The organism is Streptomyces durocortorensis, from assembly GCF_016901035.1.
In the GTDB taxonomy this organism is placed as follows: Bacteria; Actinomycetota; Actinomycetes; order Streptomycetales; family Streptomycetaceae; genus Streptomyces; species Streptomyces durocortorensis.
The window spans coordinates 6,341-25,798 of record NZ_JAFEUF010000037.1 but is presented as its reverse complement, the minus strand read 5'-3'; the positions used below and the strand labels follow the sequence as shown (position 1 = coordinate 25,798).

Sequence of the window (19,458 nt, the reverse complement as noted above, 5' to 3'; positions counted from 1 at the left end):
CCCCGGGCGCGGCCGCAGGTTGCGGAGTGGCAGCGGACGCAGGTGTCCGGGCATCACCGCCCTGGGCCAATGCTCAGAGAGGAGGCTAGCCAGCGCCTGACGGAGTCGCTACTGACCGGACCGATCCTCCCCGAGGGCCTACGTGGACAAACGCCGGACTCATCGGCGGGAGCCTCGTCAGCAGATGCGGAACGATCGGTACGGGACCGAGGGCAGATAGGTTGCCCACTCCTTTTGAGTTAGCTCACGTCCGGCCCGCCGGCATACGGCGGCGTGCGGGTCCTGGAGGAAGCCGACGTTCAGCAGCTTCACCCCGACGGCCGTGGCGATCGCTACCGTCCAGGCATCGGAGGCGAATTCGACGTCGGTGATGACGCCCGATGCCTTGGTCTCCGTGACGGGCCGGTCTCGTTCGAGGTCCCAGATCAGAATGCCGGACGTTCCCTGCGTCAACACGGCGAACCGACCGTCGGGCGAGAGGCTGATGTCCTCGTAGCTCTCGTTCTTGTCCAGCCCGGCGGTCGCGAGAACCTTGTGGCGACCAGTGCGCGTATCCCAAACGGAAAGACCGTCCGCGCTACCGACCAACGTGGTTCCGCTGTGGTCGAACGCCAGGGAGCTGGGGATCCCGCGGCTGCCGTAGAGCACCCTAGTGAGGCGACCCGCCCGGGGTTCCCAGAGGCGTACAGTTCCTGCTCCGTCTGCGGTGGCGATGCTGGAACCGTCGGGGTTGAAGCTCACTGCCCAGACGCCGCCGGTGTGGCCGGTGAGCTTGGTGCGTATCGTCCCGGAGGCGGTGTCCCACAGCAGAGCTTCGGTGTCGGGACTGCCGCTGTTGTTGACAGAGGCTCGCCCCGCGCCGCTGACCAGCATGGTCCCGTCCGCGCTGAACGCGAGCGAGCTGATGCCCCGGGCGTGCCCGCGCAAGGTCCGAATGAGCTTGCCAGATGAGAGATCCCAGAGGTCGATCTCTGCGAGTCGCGGGGCCGGGGCAGACGTTGCCACGGTGGTGCCGTCCGGGCTGAGCGCCACGTTTTCACCGGGGTGATCGGTATAGACCTTGACGGCTTTGGCAGACTGTTCCGAATCCCCGGGGTTCTTCCACTGGACCGTCCCCTTGCGGCCTGTTGTGATCAGACCGGCCGCGCGGCGAGTGAACTTCACCCCATGTGGCGTGGCATCCTGCACCAGCGGCAGATGGCCTTCAGGTCGTGCGTGGTTGAGATCCCACAGTTGCACGCCTCGTGAGGTTTCGGCTGCCAGGATCGAGCTGTGCGGCTTGAAAGCCAGGCCGATAACATCTGTCTCGCCCTCGTAGAACCTCGCGACCTGCTTCTTTGTCCTGGTGTTCCAGACAGTGAGAAACCCGTCATAGCCGCTGGCGGCGATGAGACTGCCATCGGAGTTGACCACGGGATTGCCACCGACCGTCAGACGGGACATCTGTTTAGTGCCCAACGGTCCAATGTGGCAGTTAATGCCTGTGCAGACGATCGTCTCATCAACGCTGTCAGGGTTGGACCAGATGTACTGGATCTTGTCTGCGAAGGTGACGGAGGACTTCAGCTTGCCGCTGGCAACGTCCCAGCGGTGAACGACACCGTCGTTTCCGCTGGCGGTGAGAACCGTGTGGTCTGCTGCGAAGGCAAGGTCACTGGTTGGACTGTTGAACCTGGCGAGTTCCTTGCCGGTGCCGATGTCCCAGACTCTGGTGTTCTGGAACTCGGCGCTGGCGATCATTTCGCCGTCCGGGCTGAACGTGATGGCGGAACTTTCGGATACCTGCTCAAGGACGGCCTTGACCGTGGCGGTGTTGGTGTCCCATATCTTGATGCCTTGAGAGGAGTTGGCTGCGAACAGGGCTCCGTCGGGGCTGAAGGTCACAGAGGAGAAGCCGCCCCCGTGCGCGGTCTCACTCAGGTGGGTCGGTTTCCACGTGTCGGTCCGCCACAGCGTCATCGTTCCGTTGTCGGCCTTGGACACCAGCTTCGATCCGGCCGGATGGAATGCCACTCCGTCCACCTCGCTGATCCGGTCATCGGTCAGCAGACCAACGGAGGGATCCTGATAGGACATGGCCATGGCGGCGAACGCCTCGTCTGTGTTGCTCCTCTGCCATGCCGCCGCCGACAGCAACTGCGCCAGCGTGCCGTTGGTGCCGCGCAGGGCGGTGCTGCTGGCGGCCAGGTCACGCGACAGCCGCATGGCCTCGACCTGGGAACGTGCGAGGTCGGCTCGGTCTGCGGCATCACGCGAGCGGATGGTTAGCCCAGCCGCGATGACTACAAGCACCGTAAGCCCGGCAAGCAGGCCCCTGGCGAGTCTGCGGTGGCGACGGCCACGGTTTTCCTGGTGCCAGGAGTCCTCCATGAACGCGGCGAGCGTGGGCTCCAGCTCCGCTGCGCTGGTCGGTGCCTTGGCGGCTCGTTCGCGCATGGCGCTCAGCCGGCTCCCCCGGTAGAGCAGAGAGGTGTCGTGGCCGGACCGCGCCCATGCCTCGGCGTCGTCGGTGAGTCGCTGGTGGACGTGCAGCCAGTCACGGTCGGCTTCGACCCATTCCTGCAGCCGGGGCCAGGCGCGCAGAAGCGCCTCGTGGCTGATACGAACCGTGTCGTTGTCGAGGGTGAGCAACCGGGCATCGGTGAACTGGTTGATCGCCTGTTGCGCAGCGTGCAGGTCAGGTAGGCCATGGAGCAGCGCCGAGCGTTCGACTGTCCGGGCGGTGTCACTGCTGTCATCGCCCACACGTACGAGCCTGGGCAGTATGCGTCGTGTGGCTTCCTGTGCGGCGGTGTTCAGCCTGACATACACCTGCTCGGCGGTCTTTGCGACCGCTTTCGAAATTCCGCCGGCTGAGTGGTAAGCGGAAATGGAGAGCAGCGCTCCGGTGCGCCTCCGCCACGTTGCCCACAGTGCGTGAGACAGCAGCGGCAGCCCTCCGGTCGCCGACTGCCCGCCGACGGTCGCGCCGAGTTCGTGCAGGATGACGTCGGCGAGACCATCATCGAGATCCAATCCAGCTTTGCCCGCCGGTTTCTCGATCGCCTCGCGCAACTCCTCGGCCGTCATCGGTTCAACCAGCGTCTGACGGTCACGAAGCGTTTCGACCAGTTCGGGATACTTGGCCGCCTGCCCGTAGAAGTCCGCTCGCAGTGAGAAGACCACCAGTCCCCGGGGCCGGTTGCCCTTCGACTGCCCGGTGAGAGCGGTCAGCGCTCGAAGGAACGCTGTGCGTTCCGAGTGGTCCTGGCAGAGTGTGAACAGTTCCTCAAGCTGGTCTACCAGGAAGACGAGCCGCTGGTCCGGACGGTCCGCCAGCAGGCTGTCGACCAGTTCGACCGCGTGCCCCGGGTTCTCCCGTAACCGTTCGGCCGCGTCAGCCGTTGCGGCGTTGAGCTGCACAGCCAGGCGGTGGAGCGGGCTCGTGCCAGGGGTGAGACGTACGACAGGCCAACCCGTTGATCCCGGCAGATCCGGCAGCCCGCCCTTTCGTAGTGCGGCCAGCAGCCCGGCGTTGAGCAGCGAGCTCTTGCCCGAGCCCGAAGGGCCGACCAGTACCAATGGACCAGACGACTCGGGGCTACGGGCAGACGACGCCACCGCGGTGAGAACCCGCTCGGTCATCCGTCCACGCCCGAAGAACACGTCGGCGTCATCGATTCCGAATGCATCAAGGCCCAGGTAGGGGCAACGGCCGGGCGCGGGCCCCGGCTCCTTGGCCGGCTCCCTCTGCGCCGGTATGGCCGGGTTCAGTGCGATTATCAGGTTGCCGGCGCGGTCTCCGGCCTGCCGTCGGGGCAGTGGACCCTGGCTGTCGCGCATCGCGCGGAACACCCCGTCGTAAACCGCGTCCAGAGTGAGTTGATGGGGCCCGCGAGGGTCACCGTGCGTCAGCAGTTCAATTACTGCTCCGGTGAACGCAGTGTGTGCGGCGTCCGGCGGTGCAAGCGCCAGTTGCTCTGCGGACCCGATCAGATAAAAGCCGTCTGCGGGCCCCGTCATAAACGCGGGAACGGACACCCCGGCTTGCAACGAACCCCGCGCGGAGAAACAGCAGTCGAGTACGACCACGATCGACGACGCGCGACTGACGGAGAGTGCCTGCCGCAGCGACGAGAACGACAGCGCCTGATGCTCGGCCAGCCCGGGAACAAGCTGATCGGTGCCGCTAGCCGCCAGGTACAGCTCACCACCCGGACCGAGCAGACCGTGCCCCACGAAGTAGACCAGCAGCACAGTGTCCGCCCGCTGCGCCTCTTCGGTCACAGCCAGAGCCATGGTCTGTGCGTCTGCCGGGTCGGACAGCACGCGCAGCCGCTCGGGCCGCACCCCGCACCGGTCTAGAAGAATGCTGCGCAAGTCCTCGCAGGTGCGCGCGACGGAAGGCACCGACGGCAGATTGCGGCCGTGATGTGTGGCAGTGGCGATCAGTAGAACTCTGGCGCCGTCACCGGACAGGCTGGTCATCGGTCATCGGTCATCGCCGGACGCCTGCCCTTGCTCAAGCATCGTGACAATGTGATCAACTTGCTGCTGAAGGGCGGCGGAGTCGAGATCGGACACGTTCTTGGCGGTCAGTTCCAGCGACCTGCGGTCCGCGAGCGTCACCTTAATGCGCAACTCGCCACGCCGAGTGCGTAGCCAGGCGATCGTGGCGGTGGCGAACGCAGTCGCCGCCCCGGCCGGCCCGAGGGTCACGACGAGTGCGTCCAGCACCGGCCCCAGAGTTCCCGGCTCGGGCGGTCGCTCCGCGAGTCTGATCCGGCCTCGAAACTGCTGGACGTCACCTAACCACTCGTTCAGCGACCGAAGTTTATCGGCGCCGTCCAGGCCATCGGCGCTCACTGTCACATCCACACTTCCCCCTGCCAGAATGCGAACCACTCTGCCAAGCAGCGTACAGATGAACGCCCGCATTCGTTATGCCACTTCGGTCACTCGGTGCTGCATGATGTTCCGTCACGCCCCGGAGATACGTGGCCAGCCCGAGGTGCGGCCTGTGGCCGGTGAAGCAGATCTCGATTCCGGCGCGTTTGCCAGCGTAGATGGCCCCTCTCGTAGTGTTGGCCGCCCGGTGGGACACCCGCCACGCCACCCCCCGCTCGAAGCGGACTGGGCCCTGGCCACGACCGCCTACAACCGGATCGCCGCCGAGCTCACCGGTGTCGACGGCGCCCATGAGCGCGGTAGCGGACCCTGGGGGCCGGGCTTACTGCTCCATGCGGGGGTTCACCAGTAACTGCGGCCGCCGGGGGGCGTTGGAAGTGCGTGTCAGAGCCAGCATCCAGTTCCAGCAAGCCCGGCGCGGGGGTCGACGTTTCGCAGCCGCTGCCGTTCCTCTTGACGGCGCAGCAGGGTGAGGCTGCCCGTGCGCTGCTCAGCTACGTGGCATCCCTGCCCCTGCCCGGACCCGACCCGCAGCTCCTTGCCGTCGTGGTGACTATCAGAGCAGCGCGCGGCGGCACCGGGAACCTCACGGGTGCGGATCTTGCTGCTCTGAGGTTGCATGATCCCCGCGAAGCTGTCGAGGCTCTTCGTGGCCTGGGCTGGCAGATCGGGGACGGGATCTTCGACAGTGATCCTGACGCGCCGCCGGTCCCCGTCACCGTCCCCGACCTGGCCCGCGAGATCGGCCATCCGCTGCCCCTGGGAAGGCAGGTGCGCTCGCGGGTGTCCGGATGGACCACCCGGGCGCTGTCGGCCAAGCCGGTCAAAAAGCTTCCACCGGCCGCTCGGCTGGCTGCGCTGTTCACCGCCGCCCACAGCACCGCAACGCTCCTCGGCCAGGCGCCTGCCGACCTGCCTGAAGCTTGCCGGGGTGCGCTGCCGGACCTGCTGAGCAAGGGGTTCCTCACCGAACTCTCCGGCACGACGTTCCAGGTGGCCCCCGCAGTTGGTCACCTGGCGGGGAGGAGACCGCCCACCGAGGAGGAGAAGGCCCTGCGCCCGGCACGAGCGGGGGCCGGCCGGTGGTTCGCGTTCCGCACCGAGGCCTGGGATCAGTGGAAGGACGCGGCCACACCCGCGCTGCGGCGGCACGTGGAGAGCGTCGAACACTGCGCCCTGTGTTCCCAGTCCGCGGAACGGATCGCGGAGGCCTTCATGCTCCCGGCGGGAAACAAGTTCTTCCCCCGGAACGTCAAGGTGGCCTACGGGCAGTGGAAGGACGGACACCCGGACCGCGGCCCGCAGGCCGCAGACTTCAACGTGGCCTTCCGGGCCGAGCACGGGCACGGCCCCTCGTTCAAGCAACTGGGAGACGGCATGGGCTGGACTCTCCCGCGCCCTGTCCTCGGCTTCGTCGTGGTGCGCCTGGTAGCGAACGAATGGCTGACCAAGACCGGAGAAGTCCCCTGGACGCTCCGCCCTGGGTCGGCCGCTCAGCAACAAGGCATCGCTCTGCCCGCAGCACGCAGGCAGACAGCCGTCGCCCCCGCCCAGCTCTGACCGCACGCTCCGGGACAGGACGGGCCCTCAGCTCGTGGCCCCGTCGCCGACCGGTAAGGGGGCCTCGGCTGCCTGCCGTGGTGGTTCACGGGGTGAGATCCAGGACCCGGACGGGCTGTCCCGCCCACCGGCGCGGGGCGGTGGTGGCGATGACTGCCCCGTCGGGGCGGTCGGCGGTGGGCTGCGCGGCGTACTGGCTGTGAGCTGTAGCCCAGGTCTTTTGCTGGGCGATGGCCAGTGCGGCGGCCAGGTCGAGGTCCAGGACGGTGACGCCGGGAAGTGAGGCCAGGTGTTCGGCCGTGCCGGGGCGGGCCCGGTCGGCTTCGACGAGAGCGCAGGCCGGGGCGTACAAGAACCATCCGGGTTCTGCGTGGGCGCGGTGGATGAGGCGGGAGGCCAGGATGTTGCCCTGTCCGGCCGCTGTCATCGCGGTGTCGTCCAGGACGATGTGCAGGGTGTCGGTCACCGGCCGGCCACCTGGGCCAGGCGCCGGTCCAGCTCGTGGTCCAGGTCGTCCTGCTCGGCGGGAGTAGGGGCGTAGCCGTTCCACTCCTCCAGGGCGGCCCGCGCCCGCTCCGCCCGTTCGGCCCGCTCGGCCGGTGTCAGCAGGGTCTGCGCGAGACGTGCCAGGTAGCCGCGCAGCGACAGCCCCTCCGCGGCCGCTATGGCGGCAAGCCGGTCCTTGGCTTCCTCGGGGATACGAACGTTGGCATCGGACATCGTCAGGTCTCCGACCATCCATGGGTGGGTACGGGTGCGTACCCGTACCCTTTCATGGGTGATGGGCTGATCGCCAACGCTCCAGTCACTGCTGGCGAGATGGTTTTTGTGACGCAGTGGCTCAAAGGTCGTGCGTTGTCGCCCGGTGGTGCTCTTGTGCTTAACCCCGCCCACGTGCCTCACTATCTGTGATCAATTGGATACGGTGAAGTGGGGGGTTGCGATGTCGTCAGGCACGAGCGGGGAGTACTGGGCGGACAAGGCATTGCCCAGTGTGTTCAAGCACGACCTGCTGCGGCGGTATCTGCCGCAGTTCGGCGGGATGACAGGCACGCAGTCCCACGACAAGCGGGTGGTCTACCTCGACGGGTACGCGGGCGAGGGCCGCTACGAGAACGGCCAGCCGGCCTCCGGCGAGATCGCCCTGCGGGTCGCCTCGCACCTGCGGGCCAAGGCGGGGCTCACCCTGGAGTGCTTCTTCTCGGAAGCGCAGGCGAAGTCGCATGACCGGCTGAGCGAGGTGGTCCAGCAGTACCGGTCCAGAGGGGTCCGGGCGCATGCCCATCGCGGAGAGGTCGACAGCGTCCTGGACCAGGTCGTCGAACGGGCGGTACGCGAGCCGCTGTTCCTGTTCCTGGACCCGTGCGGGCTCGTCCTGCCGCAGGACCGCCTGGTGGAGGTGCTCGCCCGCAAGCGCCCGCAGAAACGCCCCGCGACCGAGCTGCTGATGAACTTCAGCATGATGGCGGTGTGGCGCCTGGGAGGCCACGTCCGCTCCCCCAAGGGGAACGAGAGGTCGCTGCAGCGCTTCGACGACGTGTGCGGCGGAACGTGGTGGCGGGAGTACTTCGCCGACGCGGTCGCCTCCCGCGGCAGGAACGGCGCGGCCGAGGACGCCATCGAGGCGGTGGCCGCCGAGTACGCCCGCCGGCTGGAGCAGCGCACCGGCATGGTGGTGCAGTCGGTTCCGGTATCGCACTCGCCGCGCCAGCGCGCCGTCTACCGGCTGGTGTTCGCGACCCGCAGCCCATACGGCCTATGGGTGTTCGGCGACGCCGTGGCCCGGGCGAGGGCCGAGTGGTGGAAAGAGCTGGAGGAGCGCGAGGAGGACGCCCTGTTCTCCCTGGCCCCGGACCCGAAGGAAGTCGAGGCGAAAGCCCTGCCGGAGATCGCGGCCAACCTGGAGAAGCTGCTGATCCGGTCCCGGCGCCAGGTGAAGCTCGTCGACCACACGCTGGAGATTTTCGGGTCCTTCTACGGGCAGGTGACCGAAAAGGTGGCCCGCCAGGCGGTGCGGCTCCTGCACGAACAGGGCAAGACGCCCAGCAACGGGGTCGGCGTAAAGCGGACCCGGGAAATCACCGTCGCCCCCGGCTCTCTCCTGGTCTGACGCCCGTGTGGCCAGGCCCCTGCTCTCCCGGGGCCCGGCCACACGTTGCACGTACGGGGTCAGGCCGGGACGAGCAGCGGCATCTGGTCCCAGGTCCGGCCCTCCAGGAGGCGGCCGCCGGCCTTCGGGGTGCGCCCGCCCCACTGCTTGAAGAAGAAGGCCACATCCGCCTTCTGACAGGTGTCGCGGATCTGCGTCACCCATGCCTCGTCCAGCATCCGGTGGCTGGGTCCGGACTCGCCGCCGGCGATGACCCAGTGGATCCCATCCAGGTCGAGGCCGGGCAGCGGGCCCAGCAGCGGCTCGCAGGACAGGAACCGCACGGCGGCAGGCACCCGGCGCAGGTCGTCGATACGCGCAAGCTCGGCCTCGGATTCGACGGAGACGCCCATCCAGAGGTTCGCCGGCCAGTCCAGCTTCGGCGCGATCTGGCGCAGCCGCCGCGCCCGCTTCGTCAGCACCTGGTAGGTGTGCTGCGGAGTATCGGCCATGACCTGGAATACCTGGCGCACGAAATCCAGCGGGACGCGGGCGTGGAACAGGTCCGACATCGAGTTGACGAACACCACCCGCGGCGCCTTCCACCCGTACGGGACGTCCAACGCGTCCGGGTGAAGCGTCACATCGAACCCGGGTCCGGATGTCCGCGGGTCCCCGTCGTTCTGATACTTCGCCGCGCCCATCGCCTTGAGCCGTTTCGCCAGCGCCAGGGCATAGCAGTTGTCGCAGCCGACCGATACCCTGTCGCACCCGGTCGTGGGGTTCCAGGTCGCCTCGGTCCACTCGATGGCGCTGCGGTCACTCACCGGTTTCCTCCTGCCGTGCACGACTCCCGCGCCGTCGCAATACCAACGACGCGCTGTGGTGCCCAACGATGCCCGCTCGCCCGGGGATTCGGGCTGCGCGCCTCGATATTCGTAAGCTTCCGGTCACCTTTTGTAACATCAGCATTCGAACCTCCATTCGGGAATCTAGTAGCCGGGCCCAGCGCCGTCGACACCGGCACACCCCCCGGCGGCCCCAGGTCCGGCACGGCGAGGACAGCGCGACCCGAAACCCGGCCGAAGACCAGCCGTTGCGCAGGCATGGCGCGCAAACAAGCAGACCCGACCGACCGCAGGACTCGTGAGGCGGCCCGCCCGGCGGCAGCCGCGCAGCGCATCGGGCCTCGCCCTCCCAGAACACCGCGCCCCCGGCCGCCGAAGCTCCTGCTCGACCTTCAGCCACCCCCGGCGCCTTGGACGTGTCGGCGTCGGCGCCTAACCTCACGCCGTACGGTCCAGACGCCGGGGCGCGACCGCCGCCGGGGCGATGGTGGCCAGCCCAGCGCGTTCGGCGGCGAGGCGGTGCAGGGCCCGTGCCCGGGAAGCATCGCTGGGACACACCTGCTGCTGGGCGGCCACTTTTGCGCGGAGTTCATCGAGGGCCTGGCGGCCGTCGGCGAAGTTCTCCTCCGGCTCCCGGATCCGTTCACGGAGCTGCCGTTCGGCGGCCGCCTGGATCTCGGAGTTGGTGTGCTGCTGGGTGGTGTTCCAGGTGGCGCGGTGTGCGGCGATGGCTTCGCGGTAGCCCTCCGGCGGATCCGCGCGGTGCATCGGTGCGGCGGGTGCGGTCGGCTGCTGGGCCTGTTCGGCGGCCGCCGTGGCGGGGCCGGCCTTTACGGGTGCGGGCGCCAGGACGTGCAGGGCGCGGACGTTCGCACCGGACACCCGCTTGTTGGCCGCCGCGACCAGCTTCGGCGCGTTCCAGCGCAGCTGCGTCCCGGCTGCGGGAATGTCGGGGGCAACGTCCAGGCGGCCGGTCTCCGCGTCGAAGGCCACGGCCTGGACCCGCCCGGCGAGCTCGGGCACGACCGCCGCGAGGATGGTATCGAAGTCGGCGAGGACGCTTCCGCCGGCGGCCGGGGTGGCCGTGCCGCGCTCGGTCATCATCATGCCGATCGCGCTGCCCAGCCCGAGCGGCTCACGGCCATCACGGCGTACGACGGTGGTGGTGCGCCGCTTCGGCTTCTTGCTGGTGGCGCCGTTCTTCCTTGCCGCCTCCCGGGCCGCAAGCAGGGCCTGACGCGCCAGGTCGACACCGGACACCTCGCCACCGCTCACGACTGCCCCCAGGAGTAGCCGAGGTTCAGGTGCCCGAGCCGATCGTGGTGCTGCGCCTGGTCGACCAGCTGGTTACTGAACAGGCGCCGGGCCGACGGCTCGCCGTAGCGGTCCATGTGGTCGAAGACAACCTGGTGGTCCTTCATCGCCCGCACCCGCCAGTCGCGCACCTCGTCGGGTGACAGGTCCTCGAGGACCAGCTCCTGGTCCTCGTCGACGTCGGCGAACTCCGGCTCCACTACGGGGGCGGGGATGGCGGCGGCCGGGCGCGGCGCAGGCAGCACTACCGGGGCCACCGAGGAGGCCGGGACCTCGTCGGCCGACTGCGTGGCGGCTACTTCAGCGCGGGCAGCCTTCGCTTCGGCCTTCCGGGCGCGGTAGTGCTCCCACTCGGACGCCTTCGCCCACGCCCTGGCCGTCACGGTCTCGTGCAGCTGCCGGTCGGTGGCCGCCCGCCGCTCGGTCTCGGAGGCTCCGGGCATCGCGGCATCCACGGCGGCCGCGACCGAGCGGCGGGTGGCACGGCTGTCGGCCTGCCGGTCCTCGCAGCGCGGGCAGTCCCGGCCGGAGTCGAGCAGCGCGCCCTCATCGCACCGGAGCTCCGCACACAGCCGGATCTGCGGAAGACCCCGGCCGATCAGCCAGCCCACCGGGTCCGTGATCGGACCGCCCAGCCGCATCTGGTTCTCCAGGCGCCGGGCGAGCCGGTCGGCAAGGATCTGCGGCGCGTCCGCGGGACCGGCGAACCCGACCACCCGGGCCAGCTCGGCACGGACCTTGGCCTCCACCAGACACCGGACACCCCGGCCCTCCAGGCGCGCCCAGACCAGCTTGACCGGGGCCAGGACGGCCCGAAGATCCAGCGACGGCAGAGCCACCCTCCCCTGCTGCTGCCTCCCCTGACCTTCACCCTCCAGGACCCGCACGCTGCCACCGGCCACCAGCCCGCGGCTGCCCTTCCCACCTTCAACGACCGGGGACTTCTTCGGCTGTTCCCCGCGCAGCGGGCCACCCTCGCCGTCGACCAGCGTCAGCCGGGCAGCGGCATCGCCGTCCACGGCCTGGTCCTCGCGCTCGCACGCGCGGTCCGGCAGATCACCGGACCCACCACGGCCTTCGCCGGAAAAACTACAATCAAGCTGCGGAGTAACGACGGGAGTAACCACCTGAGCGTGGTCTGCGTGGAGCTCTGCACTACCGGGACGCTCCTGAACCTCCGCATCCGTGGGGCTCTCAGCGGCGCCGATCTCAGTCGTACCAAGGGCACCAGCAGCACCGGCCGGAGCCTGATCTCCGACTGCACCATCGGGACGCACCGAAAACACGGCATCGGAGCCCGAAACCGCCTCCACAGAGGCCAGCGTGCGACCGTGCGCACGGGCGACGGGGAGCAGCAAGACCCGGGCCCGGCCGTTCATCCGTGTTGATGTCGCCTTGCGCTGCCGCGCCACGACACCGGCCTCCGTCAGTCTGTCCAGGACCTTCCGGGCCCCCGAGGGTGAGCAGCCCAGCAGCCGGGCCAGCGTCGCCGCACCCCGCCCCTCCTTGACCTTCACCGAGCCGCCGCACAACTGTAGCCAGCCCGATGCCCGAGTGTTCAGCACCATCAGCAGCAGCCCGAGCCGGTCGGTCGGAGCCCCCTTGCCCGTACGGCCGGCCAGCAGCCCCGGCGGTGTCGGCTCCTTGTCCTCCGGCGTCCAGCCGGGCCCGAACAGCGCCTCAATGAGGTGCAGCAGGGTCGCCAGCTCCGCCTGCGACAGCGCCAGAGGGTGCGCGGCTCCGCCACTCTTGCGGGCGTTCCACAGCGGCATGACCAGGCAGTCAAGCCCGGTCGGGTGCCCCTTCTCGTTCTTCTTCACCTTGGTGTGCAGCCCGTCAGAGGCACGCAGCGGCACCAGCGCCCGGCGGTTGACCGTGGACTCGCCCACGCCCATCCACCGGCCCAGCTCCGCAACCCAGATCGACGTCTGGTTGTCGTTCTTCTTCCCCTTCGGCGCCCGCGACTTCGCGTACAGCACCACCGCCGCGAGCCTCGCCACGTCCGGCTGTCCCGCGATCGACGGATCCGCCAGCAGTGCCTGGATTGCCGCGAGCAGCCGCAGCCGCATCCTTGGACCCAGACGCAGCGGGTCGCCGGAACTCGTGGCATCCACCTGCCCGGAGCCCGGCACCGGACCCAACACCGTCCGCTTCCAGCCGGAACGAGGCCCCGGAACAGCCACAGCCGTGCGCTGCGCCACCGCCGTGCTCATCGGCCCACCGCACCGGCACGAGCGGAACCCGCATGGGCCGTGATCTTCGGCGTCTGCATGGGGCCGGTGTACACGCCAAAGCGGACACCCACCTGAGCAGCCGAAACGCTCGATTCCTGATCCACGCGACGACCCTGCACCGGGAGCCCTGTGGACAGAGGCCCACGAGCCCCGATTGCCTCCGCCGCTCCCGCACGGTGGGCAACAATCTTGGAATCCATCCCGTCACGCGGGACGACGTCCTGCTGCGGGGCATGGTCGACCGAGTTGTCGACGAACTCTCGCAGCGGGTGGTCCAGCACGGCGGTCGACGCCGCACTCGCGATCACAGGGCACCACCGCTATGCCGGGTGACTGACCGGTATGCCACCGAATACCTCTGCGGCGCACAAAGTGCAAAGCGTGACGAATCGACAACCGATCCCGTCACGCGGGACGATTTGGACACCCAAACCTGATCGAAACGGACATGGGTCGGCTTTTCATAAACCGGGAGATCGGGCACTATGACGTTGACCAGCTTTCAGATGCGCGGACATACCAGAGCCCTCGGGCCCGGTCTGGATGTGCAGATGGGGTTGGACACCGATCAGGCGAGTGGAGATCACCTCTCTTCCTTCGTTTGGCCGGTGGCCCGCGAAGCCCCTGTGGTGGGGGCCCGCGGTGTGACACCAGCGGTGCTGATCTGCGGCTGTGGTGGCTGTGGTGGTTGCCGGTGGTGGTGGCCCTGGTAAGGGGCCGATTTGGGATATGAGCGGCTCAGTGAGCCGCGGCTCAGGACCAGCGGGAACTGGGACCTGAGCGACCGACACGGCAGTAAGCCGGTCGGTAGACGGGCCGCGCGAGGCCAGCGGATTGGTAGTCCGCCTCTTGGCGCGCGCGGCCGATGGCCACTAGGTCATCCCGACCCCCCTTCGGAGGTCGGCGTCGGCATGCCCTCATCCAGCTCAGCGGCTTCGGGGAAACGCTCCGCGAGGCGCTTGAGCAGGTGAATGTAAGCAGTGCGCTGCGGGCGCCGGGGGTTGCTCTTCCCCAGCTCCCAACGCACGACGGCGAGGCGCTTCACGCCGACCGCGTCCGCGACGTCCTGCTGCGTGAGGTTCGCGGCGAGGCGCAGTTGAGCGCGCACGCGCGGCGGCGGCAGGACGTCGTCCAGGCCGTCCAGCAGGGCATCAACCCGCTTCAGGCGGTCCGGGTCGGACATAGCGCAGGCTCCCATGATCGATGGATCTCCGAAACATACACCATTTGATCTGGAGTGGAGGCGCGTTGTTGCCGTGAACGGCGATGCGCCCGACGCCCGGTAGGGTCCGGGACCGTGCACCGACTCGCGCTTTTCGATCTGGACGGCACGCTGGCCGACCGACAGGCGGCGCTCAGCGACGCGTTGACCCGCCTGTGCCGCTCCCGCGCGCTCTCCCCAGACGCTGAGCGGTGGCTGCGCATCGAGCTGGCCGACCGTGCGACCGCCAACGACTTCGCCCGGCTGCGGGAAGCCTTCGGCCTGGAGGCGTCGGCTGCGGACCTGTGGGAAGAGTACGTCGACCTCATGTCGTCCGCCGTCACCTGCCGCCCCGAGGTCCTCGATGGCCTGGTCCGCCTGAGCGCGAAGCGCGTCGTTGTAGACCACCCGGGCGCACCCGAACGCCCTCGCCAGCGCCGTGCGCTGCCCGGAGCTCGGGTACAGGCGGAAGCTGTATCGAAGCTGCATGCCGTAGTTCCTAACCCATGCCTGGCAGATGGGAATTGACCGCCTTGGCGGCTGCGGCGAGCTCGGGCAGTTCACTCACAGATACTCCCGCTGCCACGAGCTGCTCGTAGCCGATGCAGTCATCGACGAACAAGGAGGGCTCGCGCCAGGCAATGACGACACGCGGGATGCCAGCCTCGAGGATCCGCTGCGCGCAGGGCGTACGGGAGGCGCTGCGCTGAGAGCAGGGCTCCAGCGTGCTGTAGATCGTCGCCCCCGCAAGGCGAGGGTCATCCTGGGGGAGTTGGGCGAGGGCCACTTCCTCCGCGTGCTCACGGGGGCCGGTCGCGCGAGAGTAGGCGGACGCCAGCTCGGTACCGTCCTCACCAACGACGATCGCCCCGACCGAGTAGGCGCCGGGGGCCGGAGGGCACAGCGCGGCGAGGTCGATGGCACGCTGCATCCAGCGCAGGTCCTGGTCTCGGTCTGGCGCGTACATCAGTCGGTCCGTTCCTTCGGGGAGTAGCGGATGAAGACGACGTCGTCGATCGCCCGGATCTCCAAGACCTTCATCCGGGCCGTCGATCCGCCGGGGTAGTCGGCGGCGCCCAGGAAGCGTGCCGCCTCCGGCTGACCCACCAGCAGGGGGGCGATGGCGAGGTGAACTTCGTCGGCGAGGTCCGCGGCCATGAGCTGGGTGTGGATGGTGCCGCCGCCCTCCACCATGAGCCGGCCGACGCCACGGCGCCCCAGCTCATCGAGGACCACGCCCCAGTCGAGTGTCGGGCCGACGCTGACGACGTCGGCAAGGCCGTCGAGCGTGGCGCGCACCTTCTCTACCGCATCGTCGACGGTGACGACCAGCTTCTCGCCGCCGTGGTGCCAGAAATTGAGGTCGGCGGAGAGGTCCCCGGTCCGGGTGACCGTGACCTTGAGTGGGTAGGCCGGCTTGCCCTCGGTAACGCGCTGAGCCCGGCGTTCCTCGCTGTTGACCAGGAGGCGCGGGTTGTCCTTCCGCATGGTCGTCGCGCCGATCAGGATGGCGTCGGACTCCGCGCGGACCTGGTCGACGCGGTCGAAGTCGGCAGCGTTGGACAGGCGCAGCCGCTCGGGGCTGGCGTCGTCCAGGTAGCCGTCGACCGACATGGCGGCGGAGAGGATGACGTACGGACGCGTGGTCATAGGCGGTGTGATCCGTTCTGCTCAGGATTCGTGGGCGAGTGTGCCGTCGAAGTGCGCGCGGAACTCCGCGACCTCGGGTTGGCGCTGCCAGGGAACCAGCGCCTTGTCGAGACGCGCGAGCTCCCGGACGATCCGGCCCGAGCCCGTGTCGTTGGCGATGGTGAGGGCCTGGAGGCCGACTGCGGCGGCCTGGTCGGGCGCGCCAGCACCGGCGTGGGCCACGGCGGCCCGAGCCATGTAGACGCCGCGGTCGCGGTGGTAACCGTCGGGCAGGGCCTTGATGGCGCTGGTGAAAACCTCTGCGGCCTCCGCGTGCTTGCCCAGCACCTCCAGGCCCTGCGCCCGGTGCACCTCCACGTACTGCTCGTTCAGCCACACGCCCCAGGGGGTCGTGTCGCCGGAGACGCGATCGAGAGCGTTGCGTACGTCGTCGATCGCGCGCTCGCTGTCGGTCGACTCACCGCGCAGCGCGTGCCCGTACGACTCGTAGGTCCGGGCGACAGCGGCCAGTCGGCTGCGGGGACGAGCCATGCGCTGCGCGGCTTCGGCGAGGTCGACGACGTCGACCAGGTCGCGCATTTCGCCGGCGAGCTGTGCCTTGCGGGCCATCACGTACGAGGTCAGGTCACCGTCCCCGACGGTGTGGCTCCACTGGAACGCCCGATCGAGCCAGAACTGCGCGCTGTCGAAGTCGCCCAGGTCCTGGTAGAGCCAGGAGGCGAATTCCGCGTACTGCGTCTGGAGCTCCATGAGGGCGTGGCGATCAGCGCCCTTTGCGTCCTGACGCAGCTGCTTGATGTCCTCGATGTGCTGACGCGCGGCCGCGACGGCTCGGCCGGGGCCGAGGAGGTTGTCGCTGTCGATCAGTAGACGCCGCGCACGCTGGAAGTGCTCCACCGGCGTACCGCTGTAGGCGGAAGCCGATCGGGCAGGTCGTGCCAGCCCCGGCAGAGAGCTGGCGGCCGCCGGCGTTTCCCCGCCCAGCGCAGCAGCTGCGCCGAGCCCCATCCCGCCACGCAGCATCGCGCGTCGATCCAGCGCCACGAAAACCACCGATCCATCCCGTAGACGAGCGGGGACAAAGATCCCCTCATCGTCCGACGTTGCCCGCTGGGATGCGGCCATGGCCAGGTCCACCGATGATTCGGACACATGGAGCCCTGAAACGGACACATGGCCCCGGGGGGAATCATCCGCGCCGATGCGCTCCCACAACTCGATCAGCAGGCCCTGGGCGTTGAGTACGCGGTCCAGCTCTTCGACCTCGGAGCGGTACTTCGGAGCACGCTTCGCGTTCTCCCATTTCCACAGCTTGGAGTACGAGCAGAAGGTGGCTTCCGCCAGCCCCCGCAAGCTGAGGCCGCGCCGCTCGCGGAGGTCTCGAACCGTGTAGCCGAAGCGGTCCAGGGGCGATGCCTCCGGGGTCAGAACGTTCGGCTTCTGCCCCACGCTGATCCCCCTCCATGTCTCCTATCGGTGTGTCCAGGCTCCGGACACATGTCAGACCTAGAACCAGCTCCGTGGTCGGGCCTACAACTTTGCTAACGAAGTTGCACCGGCCAAGGAGGGACGAACATGCGCAACGGGACGCGAGGAAGGACGTCAGTCGCTTCGGCCCTTCTCGATCCTTTCGAGGCGTGCGGCGAGGTCGGCGACCTGCTCCTCAAGTGCTCGGAGAGCGCGGGCAGTCGAGTCCTCGCTGGACTCGGAGGCTGTCTCCGTGACGAAGGAGCCGCGTCCCTGGTGCGAGTAGATGAGCCCAGCCGTGCGCAGCTCGGTCAGGGCTCGCTGCACGGTGCCGGCCGCGACGCCGTACTCCTCTGCCAGCTCGCCGATGCTCGGCAGTTTCGTCCCAGCGGTCCAGCGGCCGGAGCGGATCTTGTCGCGGACAACCTGAACGATTCGCTGGTACGGCTGCACGGCCTCGTTGCTCATGAGCGACATCGTAGGTCGACTCCCTCGCCTTAGCTAGCTTCCATAGCTTCCTCAATCAAGTGCTTGACACGCCCCCGACTCTATCAGTTAAGTTAGCTATGCCGACAAGGTGAGCGGAGCGGCAAAGGCCCCCGACTGCCACTTCCTGGGATCACGTAGAGCCCGAACTCGAAGGGAGCACCACCTCATGAACTCCACCCGCCGCCCCGCCGCCAGCCTCGCCACCGAGACCTTCGACGCGGAGACGCTCGCGCTCCTGGAGGCCGTCGAGGTGCCGCTCCCCGACTTCGCTGGCTTGGACCTGGACGTCGCCTTCGGTACGCCGCTGGAGATGTTCGAGGTCGGCCCCCTCCCCCACGAGCGGCTGGACGGCCTGGACATCACCGCCGCCCTCGCCGCGATCGAGGCCCGCGAGAACCGAATGCTCGCCGCCCGCGACATTGCCGCCACCGACCCGACCGCCACCGAGCTCGTCCGGGAGCGCCTGGTCGACGTCCTTCTCCCCTACGCCACGCAGCTGCGCATCACGCGGCCTGCGGCCGCCACAGCGCTCGCGCCACTGGCGGCCTAGCTCCAGCCGGGTCTTCACGGACCCGGCTCCCTCACCCGGACGCCGTCTCGTACGCCGCCGGATGTGGGAGCCGGACCATCGGTCCCCTTGCACCACCGCACCACCGCAGCAGCGCTTCCCCGATGGGGAGGACCAGGGTCGATAGCTCCACCAAATCCCCTGGACCGGTCACCTGGCCGGATGCCTGCTGTTTGTACGTCGCAGCGCTGATGCGCTGTCCGATCAGCCAGGACGCCGGCCTCGGTCGGGGGTCCTGGGGGTCGGAGAGCCACCCGTGAAGCAGACCCCTCTCCCCTCTACCGGAGGAGCCCCTCATGGCCGCATCGACTGTGGAGCCCACGGCCCGCAAGCGCCGCCGGAAGCCCCGCACGAAGACCGTCAGCCACCTTCCGGCGATCATCGCTTCGGAGCTCAAGACCAGCGAGATCAACCTGACGCCCGGCAAAGAGCACGTCCTGTGCCCGGCCTGCAAGTGCTGGACGCCGATCACCGGAGTCCTCAGCAAGCCGGTGCTGGTCCCGCACCACACCACCCCGTACCACGACCGCACCACGACACCCCTCCGCCGCTGCTCCAACACCAACCGCCGCATCGTTCTCGACACCAAGGTCGAGGCGTGGCAGGAGCAGCTGGCCGAGCGGACCGAGGTGTCCGCGTCAGTCGCCTCCCGTCGGCCGACGAAGGTGCTGCCGAAGCCGGCCAGCCCGCAGACCGAACGGGTTCTGCGCGGGCGGGACGAGCGCGGGCCGGTTACGCGCCGCGTCGAGTGGGCCGGTGTTCTCTACCGCGTGCGGCAGGCCGACCAGCGGCGTGCCGCGGTTCCGCAGGGCGCGCAGCCCGCCGAAGGCCCCGATGTGCCCCTGGACCACCTGGTCCCCCGCCAGGCTGCCGAGCAGCCGGAAGCGGGCCCGCTCACGTGCGAGCGCTGCGGTGCCACTGAGTTCAGCCTGACCAGCGCGGTCGCCGCCGGATGGTGCCGGATCACCCGCCGGTCTCACTGCGGACGCTGCGCCGAGCGCTTCCCGGCCTGGACGCGCATTCCGTTCTGATTACGGAGTTTCTGACGACGAACGACCGAGGCCGGGGGGGGGGCCCCCCCCCGGGGGGGGGGGGGGGGGGGGGGGGGGGGGGGGGGGGGCGGCGCGGCCCCCGCCCCCCCCGCCCGCCCG

Annotated in this window: 17 protein-coding genes and 1 pseudogene; 4 read left to right on the top strand and 14 right to left on the bottom strand. The window is 68.9% G+C overall.

The annotated features are described in order from the left end of the window. Positions 1-177: 177 nt before the first annotated feature. The 3 genes from JS521_RS10545 to JS521_RS36565 form a co-directional block, all read right to left on the bottom strand. Positions 178-4,467, bottom strand: coding sequence for a caspase, EACC1-associated type (locus tag JS521_RS10545; protein WP_205082458.1), 4,290 nt, complete (start codon positions 4,465-4,467; stop codon positions 178-180). A 3-nt stretch (positions 4,468-4,470) separates the two neighbouring features. Beyond that, positions 4,471-4,857: an effector-associated constant component EACC1 gene (locus JS521_RS10540; protein WP_205082457.1), complete on the bottom strand. Its 387-nt coding sequence runs from the start codon at positions 4,855-4,857 to the stop codon at positions 4,471-4,473. A 414-nt stretch (positions 4,858-5,271) separates the two neighbouring features. Beyond that, complete coding sequence (locus tag JS521_RS36565) at positions 5,272-5,637, bottom strand: hypothetical protein (protein ID WP_239487067.1); 366 nt, start codon at positions 5,635-5,637, stop codon at positions 5,272-5,274. A gap of 33 nt (positions 5,638-5,670) precedes the next feature. Between JS521_RS36565 and JS521_RS10535 the strand changes: the two genes are divergently transcribed. Beyond that, entirely contained in the window at positions 5,671-6,447 is a 777-nt protein-coding gene (locus tag JS521_RS10535) for a hypothetical protein (RefSeq protein WP_239487066.1), read from the top strand. Between the two features lie 85 nt (positions 6,448-6,532). On the opposite strand, the gene JS521_RS10530 is transcribed toward JS521_RS10535, so the two are convergent. Both JS521_RS10530 and JS521_RS10525 read right to left on the bottom strand, forming a co-directional pair. Next, positions 6,533-6,913, bottom strand: coding sequence for a PIN domain-containing protein (locus tag JS521_RS10530; RefSeq protein WP_205082455.1), 381 nt, complete (start codon positions 6,911-6,913; stop codon positions 6,533-6,535). Next, entirely contained in the window at positions 6,910-7,167 is a 258-nt protein-coding gene (locus JS521_RS10525) for a hypothetical protein (protein WP_205082470.1), read from the bottom strand. Before JS521_RS10525 ends, JS521_RS10530 begins: the two co-directional genes overlap by 4 nt. Before the next feature lie 223 nt (positions 7,168-7,390). Between JS521_RS10525 and tcmP the strand changes: the two genes are divergently transcribed. Further along, positions 7,391-8,557, top strand: a complete 1,167-nt coding sequence (gene tcmP / locus JS521_RS10520) for a three-Cys-motif partner protein TcmP (protein ID WP_078585526.1) — start codon at positions 7,391-7,393, stop codon at positions 8,555-8,557. 59 nt (positions 8,558-8,616) lie between these two features. Here the strand turns inward: tcmP and JS521_RS10515 are convergent, their stop codons facing one another. The 9 genes and pseudogenes from JS521_RS10515 to JS521_RS10475 all read right to left on the bottom strand — a co-directional run bounded on the left by JS521_RS10515 (position 8,617) and on the right by JS521_RS10475 (position 17,718). After that, positions 8,617-9,363: a DUF5131 family protein gene (locus JS521_RS10515; RefSeq protein ID WP_205082454.1), complete on the bottom strand. Its 747-nt coding sequence runs from the start codon at positions 9,361-9,363 to the stop codon at positions 8,617-8,619. Positions 9,364-9,822: 459 nt separating this feature from the next. Next, positions 9,823-10,659 carry a DciA family protein gene (locus tag JS521_RS10510; RefSeq protein ID WP_205082453.1) on the bottom strand — a complete coding sequence of 279 codons (837 nt, stop codon included), beginning with the start codon at positions 10,657-10,659 and terminating at the stop codon, positions 9,823-9,825. Continuing rightward, positions 10,656-12,911: a hypothetical protein gene (locus tag JS521_RS10505; RefSeq protein WP_205082452.1), complete on the bottom strand. Its 2,256-nt coding sequence runs from the start codon at positions 12,909-12,911 to the stop codon at positions 10,656-10,658. Before JS521_RS10505 ends, JS521_RS10510 begins: the two co-directional genes overlap by 4 nt. A gap of 898 nt (positions 12,912-13,809) precedes the next feature. Continuing rightward, the gene (locus tag JS521_RS37495; RefSeq protein ID WP_372448571.1) at positions 13,810-14,499 is read right to left on the bottom strand and encodes a helix-turn-helix transcriptional regulator; all 690 of its coding nucleotides are present in this window, start codon (positions 14,497-14,499) and stop codon (positions 13,810-13,812) included. A gap of 6 nt (positions 14,500-14,505) precedes the next feature. Next, positions 14,506-14,622 (bottom strand): annotated as a pseudogene (locus JS521_RS10495) (helix-turn-helix domain-containing protein); the annotation flags it as partial. 10 nt (positions 14,623-14,632) lie between these two features. Next, on the bottom strand, positions 14,633-15,100 hold the full coding sequence (locus JS521_RS10490; protein WP_205082451.1) for a deaminase: 468 nt from the start codon (positions 15,098-15,100) through the stop codon (positions 14,633-14,635). Continuing rightward, positions 15,100-15,783 carry a RibD family protein gene (locus tag JS521_RS10485; protein ID WP_205082450.1) on the bottom strand — a complete coding sequence of 228 codons (684 nt, stop codon included), beginning with the start codon at positions 15,781-15,783 and terminating at the stop codon, positions 15,100-15,102. Before JS521_RS10485 ends, JS521_RS10490 begins: the two co-directional genes overlap by 1 nt. Positions 15,784-15,804: 21 nt before the next feature. Then, positions 15,805-17,232, bottom strand: coding sequence for a helix-turn-helix domain-containing protein (locus tag JS521_RS10480; RefSeq protein WP_205082449.1), 1,428 nt, complete (start codon positions 17,230-17,232; stop codon positions 15,805-15,807). 153 nt (positions 17,233-17,385) lie between these two features. Next, the gene (locus tag JS521_RS10475; RefSeq protein ID WP_205082448.1) at positions 17,386-17,718 is read right to left on the bottom strand and encodes a GntR family transcriptional regulator; all 333 of its coding nucleotides are present in this window, start codon (positions 17,716-17,718) and stop codon (positions 17,386-17,388) included. A 187-nt stretch (positions 17,719-17,905) separates the two neighbouring features. Here JS521_RS10475 and JS521_RS10470 point away from each other — a divergent pair, with 187 nt between their 5' ends. Together JS521_RS10470 and JS521_RS10465 are read left to right on the top strand one after the other, a co-directional pair. Beyond that, positions 17,906-18,289, top strand: a complete 384-nt coding sequence (locus JS521_RS10470; protein ID WP_205082447.1) for a hypothetical protein — start codon at positions 17,906-17,908, stop codon at positions 18,287-18,289. A 314-nt stretch (positions 18,290-18,603) separates the two neighbouring features. Then, a complete protein-coding gene (locus tag JS521_RS10465; RefSeq protein WP_205082446.1) occupies positions 18,604-19,338 on the top strand; it encodes a hypothetical protein in 735 nt (244 codons plus the stop codon). The last annotated feature ends 120 nt before the right edge of the window (positions 19,339-19,458 follow it).